Origin of the sequence: Vibrio hyugaensis (genome assembly GCF_002906655.1) — a bacterium.
Lineage (GTDB): Bacteria > Pseudomonadota > Gammaproteobacteria > Enterobacterales > Vibrionaceae > Vibrio > Vibrio hyugaensis.
Map to the genome: position 1 here is coordinate 2,685,950 of NZ_CP025794.1, position 12,205 is coordinate 2,698,154.

At 46.6% G+C, this 12,205-nt stretch carries 4 protein-coding genes, 9 tRNA genes and 4 rRNA genes; 12 read left to right on the forward strand and 5 right to left on the reverse strand.

Translation table 11 applies throughout. From position 1 onward, the window contains the following. Positions 1-5 precede the first annotated feature (5 nt). The 12 genes from chbG to C1S74_RS13305 all read left to right on the forward strand — a co-directional run bounded on the left by chbG (position 6) and on the right by C1S74_RS13305 (position 11,458). The gene (gene chbG / locus C1S74_RS13245) at positions 6-761 is read left to right on the forward strand and encodes a chitin disaccharide deacetylase (protein ID WP_045400561.1); all 756 of its coding nucleotides are present in this window, start codon (positions 6-8) and stop codon (positions 759-761) included. Positions 762-867: 106 nt separating this feature from the next. Next, entirely contained in the window at positions 868-1,866 is a 999-nt protein-coding gene (locus C1S74_RS13250; protein ID WP_045400563.1) for a LacI family DNA-binding transcriptional regulator, read from the forward strand. A gap of 153 nt (positions 1,867-2,019) precedes the next feature. Continuing rightward, positions 2,020-3,270 carry a cyclic di-GMP phosphodiesterase gene (locus C1S74_RS13255; protein ID WP_045400566.1) on the forward strand — a complete coding sequence of 417 codons (1,251 nt, stop codon included), beginning with the start codon at positions 2,020-2,022 and terminating at the stop codon, positions 3,268-3,270. A gap of 552 nt (positions 3,271-3,822) precedes the next feature. After that, positions 3,823-5,375, forward strand: a 16S ribosomal RNA gene (locus tag C1S74_RS13265). A gap of 65 nt (positions 5,376-5,440) precedes the next feature. After that, positions 5,441-5,517: transfer RNA gene (locus C1S74_RS13270), tRNA-Ile, on the forward strand. Positions 5,518-5,553: 36 nt separating this feature from the next. Then, positions 5,554-5,629, forward strand: a tRNA-Ala gene (locus tag C1S74_RS13275). A 290-nt stretch (positions 5,630-5,919) separates the two neighbouring features. Then, positions 5,920-8,810, forward strand: a 23S ribosomal RNA gene (locus tag C1S74_RS13280). Positions 8,811-8,898: 88 nt separating this feature from the next. After that, positions 8,899-9,015 (forward strand): 5S ribosomal RNA (rrf, locus tag C1S74_RS13285). Positions 9,016-9,116: 101 nt separating this feature from the next. After that, positions 9,117-9,192, forward strand: a tRNA-Thr gene (locus tag C1S74_RS13290). Between the two features lie 57 nt (positions 9,193-9,249). Continuing rightward, a 5S ribosomal RNA gene (rrf, locus tag C1S74_RS13295) occupies positions 9,250-9,365 on the forward strand. Together the 16S, 23S and 5S rRNA genes with 4 tRNA genes alongside form the textbook arrangement of a ribosomal RNA operon. Positions 9,366-9,396: 31 nt before the next feature. Then, positions 9,397-9,473, forward strand: a tRNA-Asp gene (locus C1S74_RS13300). Between the two features lie 548 nt (positions 9,474-10,021). After that, positions 10,022-11,458: an NAD-dependent succinate-semialdehyde dehydrogenase gene (locus C1S74_RS13305; RefSeq protein WP_082039044.1), complete on the forward strand. Its 1,437-nt coding sequence runs from the start codon at positions 10,022-10,024 to the stop codon at positions 11,456-11,458. 139 nt (positions 11,459-11,597) lie between these two features. Here C1S74_RS13305 and C1S74_RS13310 read toward each other — a convergent pair. The 5 genes from C1S74_RS13310 to C1S74_RS13330 form a co-directional block, all read right to left on the reverse strand. Beyond that, positions 11,598-11,673: transfer RNA gene (locus tag C1S74_RS13310), tRNA-Asn, on the reverse strand. A gap of 21 nt (positions 11,674-11,694) precedes the next feature. Continuing rightward, positions 11,695-11,770 (reverse strand) — tRNA-Thr (locus C1S74_RS13315). 40 nt (positions 11,771-11,810) lie between these two features. Then, a tRNA-Asn gene (locus C1S74_RS13320) sits at positions 11,811-11,886 on the reverse strand. A gap of 21 nt (positions 11,887-11,907) precedes the next feature. Further along, positions 11,908-11,983: transfer RNA gene (locus C1S74_RS13325), tRNA-Thr, on the reverse strand. Positions 11,984-12,034: 51 nt separating this feature from the next. Beyond that, positions 12,035-12,110, reverse strand: a tRNA-Phe gene (locus C1S74_RS13330). Positions 12,111-12,205 lie beyond the last annotated feature (95 nt).

Below are 12,205 nucleotides of genomic sequence, written 5' to 3' on the forward strand. Positions count from 1 at the left end.
CACCAATGAAAGTGATTTTTAACGCTGATGACTTTGGCTTAACGCCCGGAGTGAATAACGGAATCATCAAAGCACACCAGCAAGGTGTGGTTCGTTCGACCACCATGATGGTAGGGATGGGGGCCGAGAAGCATGCCGTCGAATTGGCGAAACAAAATTCTAACTTGAAAATTGGTATACACCTTCGTTTTACCGCTGGTGCTCCAATTACGGGGCACCCTAATCTTACCAATGGTAAGGAGCACTTTGTTAGTTATGCCGAGTTATGGAAAAAACAAGATTTCGATTTAAAGGCTGTGTATGAAGAAGCGCAAAGCCAAATAGAGCACTTTCTTGCTTTAGGCTTATCATTGAGTCATCTAGATAGCCATCACCATGCGCACACTCACCCTCAATTGCTCCCTGTTATAAGAGAACTTGCTACAAAATATCGTGTACCTTTACGCGGAAGTGGGTTGTGCCATGTCAGGAATCCTGTTCGATATTTCTTTACTGATGAATTTTATGATCAAAGTGTAAGTCTCGATGGGTTGCTAAGGGGCTTGCTCAGATTAAAGCCTCAGTACGATATTGTCGAAGTGATGTGTCATCCCGCAGAGGCCGATCAACCTCTAATACTTAGCAGCGGTTACGCGCTGCAACGAGAATTAGAGCTGCAGGTTCTGACCTCCCCGATACTTAAGCAAGAACTTGTTCAACATGGTATCGCAGTCACGGATTACTCTGAGCTTATTTCTTCTCACAAAGTTGCCAGTGTATGATTTAGGCCGCCGGCGTCGAACCCTATAATCACCTTACGACTTGCTGGTGGCCGCTTTATCTAGGTTATCTCTTCGAATAAAACATGCAGTTGGATTAAATAGCAATATGGCAAGGATAAAAGATGTCGCAGAACTCGCTGGAGTAAACCGTTCCACCGTTTCTCGCATTATTAATGGCGAAGGCAAGTTCCGTGAAGAGACAAGAAAAAAAGTCGAAGCGGCCATGGCGCAATTAAATTATCGCCCAAGTGCGATTGCCCGCTCCCTAGCGACTTCATCAAGTAACATGGTTGGTTTATTGGTGACGTACTACACAGGTGGATTTTTCGGGGAGATGATGGAGCAAGTTCAAACGGAACTAGACATCCATAAGAAGTTTTTGATTACCGCACAAGGTCACCATTCCGCAGAAGGAGAGCGAGAGGCTATTGAGCGTTTTAATGATCTTCGCTGCGATGGTTATGTGCTTCACAGCCGTTATTTGTCTGATGATGATTTGCGTGAACTAGCAAAGTTACCAACGCCGTTTGTATTACTTGATCGTTATGTAGAAGGTATTGAAGAGCGGTGCGTCACGTTCAATCATCATGATGCGAGTCGAATAGCGGTAGAGCACCTTATCTCGGGGGGGCACAGGCACATTGCTTGTATTACCGGCCCTTCACAGCGTCATAATAGCTTACTTAGAAAGTTAGGTTATGTAGATGCGATGAAGAGTGCGGGCATCGAAATTGATGAAAGCTGGTGTGAAGAAGGTAACTACGGCCGTCAAAGTGGTTATGATGCAATGGCTTCTATATATAGACGGCATCCTGAAATAACCGCGCTTTTTTCTTGTAGTGAGGAGATGACGGTTGGGGCGATGCAATTTCTGCATGAACATAAGATATCTGTCCCAGAACAAATTTCGTTAGTAAGCTTTGATAGTGTCGACCTATGTGAAAGTCTCTACCCTACGGTATCTGCGGTTCATTTCCCAATTAGTGACATGGCGAGAGTGGCAGTGCAAACTCTTATAGGGCTAGTCAAAGATCAACAAATAGAAAGCAAGCCTATCTTTGAAGCTCAACTGAAAATACGTAAGGCCGATAGGTCTTTATGGTAAGTGCTAAAGGTTGAGTGGCCTATAGCCTACTCGTTATTGTCTATTGATGGTAAGCACATCGACGCTTTATACATCGGCCTTATTGATGAATTCATTTACAAAATCCACTACTATTAAAGGCTTATCAAGAAGAACTAAGTCAGTAGTGGAAAAGTGGCAACAATTAAACTTACAGTGGATCGTATTCAGCCCGGCTTACATATCCGTCTCCCACTCAAGTGGAACGAGCACCCCTTCCTATTAAATAGCTTCAAAATCAAAGACCAAGAACAAGTTGAGATGATCCGACACCTTGGAGTTAAGTTTGTTTATTTTAACTCAGAACAGAGCGAAGTATCGCCTCTACCAGCGAATCAGCCGCAAGTAGAAGTAAAGAAGGACGACACTTTAGAGCTGGAAGCTCAGAAGTTATGGCAAGAGAAGCAAAAGCGCATCGAAAAGCTTAGCGCTTATCGCCGTCGAGTCATTCAATGTGAGAAAGAGTTCGAGCGTTCCCTCGCCCGTATGCGCTCTGTGATGACGAAAATACGTAACCGTCCCGCCGCTGCTGTTGATGAAGCCAAACAATTGATTGACGATATCGTTGAGAAGTTGATGTGCGATGATAATGTCACATTACATTTAATGAATGGCAAAAATGAATTTGAAGATATCTACTTCCATTCGTTGAACGTTGCTGTCATTGCTATGATGATTGGACGTGCAAAAGGATACTCCGCAGAGCAGCTTAAAGCGCTCTCTTTTGCAGCGCTCTTTCATGATATGGGCAAAATTAAAATCCCAACGGCTATTTTACGTAAACAGTTGCCGCTCACTGAACCAGAAAGTAACTATCTTAAGCTGCACACCAAGTACGGTTTGGATATGGCGAATCAAATTGATGACTTTCCTGAAAGCGCGAAAAGAGTCATAGCCCAACATCATGAGATGAGAGATGGCTCGGGTTATCCTAAAGGGCTAAAAGGGGATGATATCGATGAGTTGGCTCAAGTGATCATTGTGGCGAATGCTTTTGATAATTTGTGCCATACGCCAGTCCCTTCCGAACAAAAGATACCTTATACCGCGCTCTCTCATTTATATAAGAATTGCAAACATCTATATAAAGAAGAAAACCTTAATATCTTGATCAAGTTTATGGGCGTTTTTCCACCGGGAACGGTAGTACAACTTTCCAATAATATGGTGGGGTTGGTGATCTCAGTAAATGCGTCACACTTGTTGTTTCCTAATGTCTTAGTTTATGACCCTTCAGTTCCGCGTACACAAGCGCCGATTATTGACCTTGCATCAAAAGACTTAAAAATCGTAAACGCGATTCATCCATCCAAACTGCCCGAAAAAATTAGGGAGTACCTAAATCCAAGATCTCGGATTTCCTATTTCTTTGACAGTGATGAGTAGTTATCCACAGGTTTTTGTGGGTAATCTGTAGAAATCTTGGGTGTTATTTATGGGTATTTTTCTGGTTGGATGGAAAGTATCCACTTGGCATGTTTTTTTAGAAAAAATGCATTTTTAGTCTTGCCAAAGAAAATCTTCTCCCTATAATGCGCATCCATCGACACGGCAGACGCCACAAGGCTTCAGCAGAGTCGAGGAGGTAAAAAACTTCTGAGAAAATAAATTGAAAAAAGTGTTTGACACTCTCAATTATCTCGCTAGAATTCACCTCCGCTTTGAGAGAAAAACTTCTCGCAAAGCAAGCTCTTTAAAAATATAGACCTATCAATCTGTGTGGGCACTCGTTGATGATAATCCAATTAGAAACTTCGGTTTCAAATTAGGTTTCAATGAACTGAGTGACCAATCAAGACTTCTTTTGGCAACATTAGGGGACTTGGCACAGTCAATTCATTATCATTCTGTTGGAATGATAATAGCTTTAAAATTACTTCTTACTTTCGAGTAAGGATGAGTTTTGAAGTCAGTATTCGTTGAGCCGAACAAAATCTTAAATTGAAGAGTTTGATCATGGCTCAGATTGAACGCTGGCGGCAGGCCTAACACATGCAAGTCGAGCGGAAACGACTTAACTGAACCTTCGGGGAACGTTAAGGGCGTCGAGCGGCGGACGGGTGAGTAATGCCTAGGAAATTGCCCTGATGTGGGGGATAACCATTGGAAACGATGGCTAATACCGCATGATGCCTACGGGCCAAAGAGGGGGACCTTCGGGCCTCTCGCGTCAGGATATGCCTAGGTGGGATTAGCTAGTTGGTGAGGTAATGGCTCACCAAGGCGACGATCCCTAGCTGGTCTGAGAGGATGATCAGCCACACTGGAACTGAGACACGGTCCAGACTCCTACGGGAGGCAGCAGTGGGGAATATTGCACAATGGGCGCAAGCCTGATGCAGCCATGCCGCGTGTGTGAAGAAGGCCTTCGGGTTGTAAAGCACTTTCAGTCGTGAGGAAGGTAGTGTAGTTAATAGCTGCATTATTTGACGTTAGCGACAGAAGAAGCACCGGCTAACTCCGTGCCAGCAGCCGCGGTAATACGGAGGGTGCGAGCGTTAATCGGAATTACTGGGCGTAAAGCGCATGCAGGTGGTTTGTTAAGTCAGATGTGAAAGCCCGGGGCTCAACCTCGGAATAGCATTTGAAACTGGCAGACTAGAGTACTGTAGAGGGGGGTAGAATTTCAGGTGTAGCGGTGAAATGCGTAGAGATCTGAAGGAATACCGGTGGCGAAGGCGGCCCCCTGGACAGATACTGACACTCAGATGCGAAAGCGTGGGGAGCAAACAGGATTAGATACCCTGGTAGTCCACGCCGTAAACGATGTCTACTTGGAGGTTGTGGCCTTGAGCCGTGGCTTTCGGAGCTAACGCGTTAAGTAGACCGCCTGGGGAGTACGGTCGCAAGATTAAAACTCAAATGAATTGACGGGGGCCCGCACAAGCGGTGGAGCATGTGGTTTAATTCGATGCAACGCGAAGAACCTTACCTACTCTTGACATCCAGAGAACTTTCCAGAGATGGATTGGTGCCTTCGGGAACTCTGAGACAGGTGCTGCATGGCTGTCGTCAGCTCGTGTTGTGAAATGTTGGGTTAAGTCCCGCAACGAGCGCAACCCTTATCCTTGTTTGCCAGCGAGTAATGTCGGGAACTCCAGGGAGACTGCCGGTGATAAACCGGAGGAAGGTGGGGACGACGTCAAGTCATCATGGCCCTTACGAGTAGGGCTACACACGTGCTACAATGGCGCATACAGAGGGCAGCAAGCTAGCGATAGTGAGCGAATCCCAAAAAGTGCGTCGTAGTCCGGATTGGAGTCTGCAACTCGACTCCATGAAGTCGGAATCGCTAGTAATCGTGGATCAGAATGCCACGGTGAATACGTTCCCGGGCCTTGTACACACCGCCCGTCACACCATGGGAGTGGGCTGCAAAAGAAGTAGGTAGTTTAACCTTCGGGAGGACGCTTACCACTTTGTGGTTCATGACTGGGGTGAAGTCGTAACAAGGTAGCGCTAGGGGAACCTGGCGCTGGATCACCTCCTTATACGATGATTACTCACGATGAGTGTCCACACAGATTGATACGGTTTATAAGTAAGAGACGATACTGGGTCTGTAGCTCAGGTGGTTAGAGCGTTCGCCTGATAAGCGAGAGGTCGGTGGTTCGAGTCCACTCAGACCCACCAATTTCCTTGGAAATTGGCACACAGTATCACACTGATGGGGCTATAGCTCAGCTGGGAGAGCGCCTGCCTTGCACGCAGGAGGTCTGCGGTTCGATCCCGCATAGCTCCACCATCTTTAAGTGTTCTTGAAAAAGAACCTTTAAAAATGGTTTCATTAAGAAATCTAGCTCTTTAACAATTTGGAAAGCTGACAAAACAATCTTTAAGATTGTTTGTAAAGTTCTCAATGTTTGTCTTTATGACAAACACCAAAAAACACATTCAAGTGTTCTTGGGAATATCACTTTTACAGTGATTATTCGAAATTGAGTCCGGCAAAATCGAACTGTCTCTCGCTCATTCAAATAATGAGAGACAACTTTGGTGATTTGAACATCAACTCGAAACTCCTTCGGGTTGTATGGTTAAGTGACTAAGCGTACACGGTGGATGCCTTGGCAGTCAGAGGCGATGAAGGACGTATTAACTTGCGATAAGCCCAGATTAGGTAGTAAAAACCACTTGAGTCTGGGATTTCCGAATGGGGAAACCCACTTACATAAGTAAGTATCGCTGCGTGAATACATAGCGCAGCGAGGCGAACCGGGGGAACTGAAACATCTAAGTACCCCGAGGAAAAGAAATCAACCGAGATTCCGAAAGTAGCGGCGAGCGAAATTGGACTAGCCCTTAAGCTTTATATGCGTTAGACGAACGGTCTGGAAAGTCCGGCAATAAAGGGTGATAGCCCCGTAGTTGACAACGCACATTCAGTGAAATCGAGTAGGGCGGGACACGTGATATCCTGTCTGAATATGGGGGGACCATCCTCCAAGGCTAAATACTACTGACTGACCGATAGTGAACCAGTACCGTGAGGGAAAGGCGAAAAGAACCCCTGTGAGGGGAGTGAAATAGAACCTGAAACCGTGTACGTACAAGCAGTAGGAGCACCTTCGTGGTGTGACTGCGTACCTTTTGTATAATGGGTCAGCGACTTATATTCAGTGGCAAGGTTAACCATCTAGGGGAGCCGTAGCGAAAGCGAGTGTTAACTGCGCGACTCAGTCGCTGGATATAGACCCGAAACCAGGTGATCTAGCCATGGGCAGGTTGAAGATTGAGTAACATCAATTGGAGGACCGAACCGACTAATGTTGAAAAATTAGCGGATGACTTGTGGCTAGGGGTGAAAGGCCAATCAAACCTGGAGATAGCTGGTTCTCCCCGAAAGCTATTTAGGTAGCGCCTCGGACGAATACTACTGGGGGTAGAGCACTGTTAAGGCTAGGGGGTCATCCCGACTTACCAACCCTTTGCAAACTCCGAATACCAGTAAGTACTATCCGGGAGACACACGGCGGGTGCTAACGTCCGTCGTGGAGAGGGAAACAACCCAGACCGCCAGCTAAGGTCCCAAATTATTACTAAGTGGGAAACGATGTGGGAAGGCTCAGACAGCCAGGATGTTGGCTTAGAAGCAGCCATCATTTAAAGAAAGCGTAATAGCTCACTGGTCGAGTCGGCCTGCGCGGAAGATGTAACGGGGCTAAGTAATAAACCGAAGCTGCGGCAATGAAGTTTACTTCATTGGGTAGGGGAGCGTTCTGTAAGCCGTTGAAGGTGTGTTGTAAAGCATGCTGGAGGTATCAGAAGTGCGAATGCTGACATGAGTAACGATAAAGGGGGTGAAAAACCTCCTCGCCGGAAGACCAAGGGTTCCTGTCCAACGTTAATCGGGGCAGGGTAAGTCGACCCCTAAGGCGAGGCCGAAAGGCGTAGTCGATGGGAAACGGGTTAATATTCCCGTACTTCTTACAATTGCGATGGGGGGACGGAGAAGGCTAGGTGGGCCTGGCGACGGTTGTCCAGGTTCAAGTGCGTAGGCTGAAGAGTTAGGTAAATCCGGCTCTTCTTAAGGCTGAGACACGACGTCGAGCTACTACGGTAGTGAAGTCATTGATGCCATGCTTCCAGGAAAAGCCTCTAAGCTTCAGATTGTAAGGAATCGTACCCCAAACCGACACAGGTGGTCGGGTAGAGAATACCAAGGCGCTTGAGAGAACTCGGGTGAAGGAACTAGGCAAAATGGTACCGTAACTTCGGGAGAAGGTACGCTCTTGATGGTGAAGTCCCTTGCGGATGGAGCTGACGAGAGTCGCAGATACCAGGTGGCTGCAACTGTTTATTAAAAACACAGCACTGTGCAAAATCGTAAGATGACGTATACGGTGTGACGCCTGCCCGGTGCCGGAAGGTTAATTGATGGGGTTAGACTTCGGTCGAAGCTCTTGATCGAAGCCCCGGTAAACGGCGGCCGTAACTATAACGGTCCTAAGGTAGCGAAATTCCTTGTCGGGTAAGTTCCGACCTGCACGAATGGCGTAATGATGGCCACGCTGTCTCCACCCGAGACTCAGTGAAATTGAAATCGCTGTGAAGATGCAGTGTACCCGCGGCTAGACGGAAAGACCCCGTGAACCTTTACTACAGCTTGGCACTGAACATTGACCCTACATGTGTAGGATAGGTGGGAGGCTTTGAAGCACAGTCGCTAGATTGTGTGGAGCCGTCCTTGAAATACCACCCTTGTAGTGTTGATGTTCTAACGTCGACCCCTAATCGGGGTTGCGGACAGTGCCTGGTGGGTAGTTTGACTGGGGCGGTCTCCTCCCAAAGAGTAACGGAGGAGCACGAAGGTGGGCTAATCACGGTTGGACATCGTGAGGTTAGTGCAATGGCATAAGCCCGCTTGACTGCGAGAATGACAATTCGAGCAGGTGCGAAAGCAGGTCATAGTGATCCGGTGGTTCTGTATGGAAGGGCCATCGCTCAACGGATAAAAGGTACTCCGGGGATAACAGGCTGATACCGCCCAAGAGTTCATATCGACGGCGGTGTTTGGCACCTCGATGTCGGCTCATCACATCCTGGGGCTGAAGTCGGTCCCAAGGGTATGGCTGTTCGCCATTTAAAGTGGTACGCGAGCTGGGTTTAGAACGTCGTGAGACAGTTCGGTCCCTATCTGCCGTGGGCGTTGGAAGATTGAAGGGGGCTGCTCCTAGTACGAGAGGACCGGAGTGGACGAACCTCTGGTGTTCGGGTTGTGTCGCCAGACGCATTGCCCGGTAGCTAAGTTCGGAATCGATAACCGCTGAAAGCATCTAAGCGGGAAGCGAGCCCTGAGATGAGTCTTCCCTGATACTTTAAGTATCCTAAAGGGTTGTTCGAGACTAGAACGTTGATAGGCAGGGTGTGTAAGCGTTGTGAGGCGTTGAGCTAACCTGTACTAATTGCCCGTGAGGCTTAACCATACAACACCCAAGGGGTTTTGATGGACTCAATGCAAGAACGATTGAATGTGTAAGAACTTAGAAACAGCTTTCCGAATTAAAGAATTTGCTTGGCGACCATAGCGATTTGGACCCACCTGACTTCCATTCCGAACTCAGAAGTGAAACGAATTAGCGCCGATGGTAGTGTGGGGTTTCCCCATGTGAGAGTAGGACATCGCCAGGCTTTAAATTTAGTTTTTTCCTTTTTAAAAAGGTGAAGACAAAAGTTAAGAGAGCCCGTTTGTAAAAGCGGGCTTTTTTAGTCCTCACGGACACAGATAATGTGCTGATATGGCTCAGTCGGTAGAGCGCATCCTTGGTAAGGATGAGGTCCCCAGTTCGATTCTGGGTATCAGCACCATTTACTGTTTGTTTTACGCTTTAAATCAAAGCTTAAAACAAAACGTAAAGAATTTTGCTTGGCGACCATAGCGCTTTGGACCCACCTGATTCCATTCCGAACTCAGAAGTGAAACAAAGTAGCGCCGATGGTAGTGTGGGGTTTCCCCATGTGAGAGTAGGACATCGCCAGGTTCTTATTTAGACTCAAGAGTCTAACCAGTGCGGAGCGGTAGTTCAGTTGGTTAGAATACCGGCCTGTCACGCCGGGGGTCGCGGGTTCGAGTCCCGTCCGCTCCGCCACTTATTCCAGACCTCAGCAGAAATGCTGGGGTCTTTTCGTATTTACGATATTATTTTGGTCTGCGACCAACGAGTCCCGCTCGTGTGCGAGTCCAATTGAGCGCAAGCTCAGCCGCTTCAACACTTATCTAGAAATTCAGTCTTCGTGCTAGCTTTCACCGTTTTAGGGAATATGATTTTCGTTTATAGGAAAGTAAGGCTCGCAAGGTTTTGTCTGTAGCCTACAAGCCCAACTATTTATTCAGATATACGCCCCTAGTCTATCCACCCTTATTGAAAATCTACTCTGTCATTTGGTTATGTTTGAGATGCCCTCTAATGCTTTATCTATCAAGGAATGGGGCATTCAATAACACCAAGCTTATGACCCATCAAATGGTTACCTTCTTCAATAATAGCTATCTTTGTTGGTGTTCTCTTATCGGTATCACCGGCTAACCCTACTGGGTCATCACTTCTCATATTTACGCTGAAGAAAACTTTGTTTGCTTTACTCTTATTTGCCAGAAGGATTAACCTAGTAAAGGTTCTTATGGGAGTACAACCTAATGATGCAGCAGATAGAAAGTGAAACGCTAAGAGTCTTATTCGAAAGCCTGTCTTCTCAAGATGGGATTGCCGTTATTAACCCTGCGACTGAGCAAGAACTGATTCGCTTAAAGCCTAGCTCTTTGGATGAGTTAGATGCGCAAATAGAAGCGTGCAAATCGGCTCAAGTTGAGTGGGCAAAACTCAGCGCTAAAGCACGTTCCGCTTCCCTAAAAAAGTGGTTCCAATTGCTTGTAGAGTATACGGAAGACATCGCGAACATCATTACCTTAGAACAAGGTAAACCCCTTACTGAAAGTCGTGGAGAAGTCGCATACGGCGCATCTTTTGTTGAATGGTTCGCAGAAGAGGCTAAACGCACTTATGGTGAGGTTATTCCAGCCCCAGCGGTAGATAGACGCCTCTCTACCATCAAACAACCTGTCGGCGTGTGTACAGCGATTACACCATGGAACTTCCCTATTGCAATGATCACTCGAAAAGCGGCTCCTGCTCTGGCTGCGGGATGTGGGATGATCATTAAACCTTCTGAATTAACGCCTTTGACTGCTCTGGCTGTGGTGGAGCTTGCTCATCGGGCTGGTATCCCTAAAGCTCTATTGTCTACCGTTGTTTCTGAACAGGCGGCAGAGTTCGGTTTGGTATTAAGTACCGATCCTCGTATTAAGAAGATCTCTTTCACTGGTTCGACACGTGTCGGTAAGATCTTAATGAAACAAGCAAGTGATACGGTTAAAGCCGCTTCTATGGAATTGGGTGGTAACGCACCTTTTATTGTTTTTGAGGATGCAGATTTAGAAGCTGCTGCGAATGGCTTAATTGCTTCCAAGTTTCGTAATGCTGGACAAACCTGTGTGTGTACCAACCGCTTGTATGTACATCAGAGTGTGAAAGAGGCGTTCTTAACTAAGCTTCTTGATAAAGTGGCAAGCCTGGCGGTCGGTAATGGTCTTGAGGAAAATACAACTCTTGGCCCTGTTATCACTATGGCTTCTAAGCATCGTCTAGAGGCGGTAGTCGATCAGGCATTACAAGAAGGAGCAACAATACTTAACCAGCCTCAAAAACTCACTGGGTGCTTTATGGAGCCTGTTATCTTAGATGATGTCGAACAAGGTATGGCGATCGTGCAACAAGAGTTGTTTGGTCCGGTTTTGCCAGTCATTAGTTTTGATGACGATGAACAAGTGCTCTCGATGGCGAATGACACCGAGTATGGTTTAGCTTGCTACTTCTATACCGATTGCTTGAAACGCATTATCCGATTTAGTGAAGGTTTGGAATACGGCATGGTAGGGATAAACGAAGGGATTATCTCTACGGAAGTTGCGCCGTTTGGTGGTATCAAAGAATCTGGCATTGGTCGTGAGGGTGCTAAACAAGGTATCGATGAGTACCTAGAGACGAAGTATATCTGCCTTGGAGGTTTGAGCTAACCTTCTCACGAGACAAAGACGGAAGCTGGGTATATCACCTGGCTTTTTGTTTATTGAGATAAAGGTAAATGAAGAGGGGAACTGTGAGTTTTCTTCAGATGCAAAAAAGCCGCATCAAGTGATGCGGCTTTTTATAATATGGCTCCTCCTACTGGACTTGAACCAGTGACCTGCGGATTAACAGTCCGTCGCTCTACCAACTGAGCTAAGGAGGAATTATCTTGTTTAAGAATAAATGGTGCCGACTACCGGAATCGAACTGGTGACCTACTGATTACAAGTCAGTTGCTCTACCTACTGAGCTAAGTCGGCACATTTTCGTTAATAAGTAATCGACTTACTAACTGAAAGATGGCTCCTCCTACTGGACTTGAACCAGTGACCTGCGGATTAACAGTCCGTCGCTCTACCAACTGAGCTAAGGAGGAATTATCTTGTTTAAGAATAAATGGTGCCGACTACCGGAATCGAACTGGTGACCTACTGATTACAAGTCAGTTGCTCTACCTACTGAGCTAAGTCGGCGTGCCGTTATTCTTTTTATTGTTCGTGTAAGACACCAACAATTTCAAATTGTGGTGCCCGGAGGCGGAATCGAACCACCGACACGAGGATTTTCAATCCTCTGCTCTACCGACTGAGCTATCCGGGCGACGAGGTGTATTAAAAGGCTTTTCCGCTTTCACGTCAACAATAAAATTTAAATAAAATATCGTTTGATGAATTTGTGCTCGGAGTGGGCTGTTT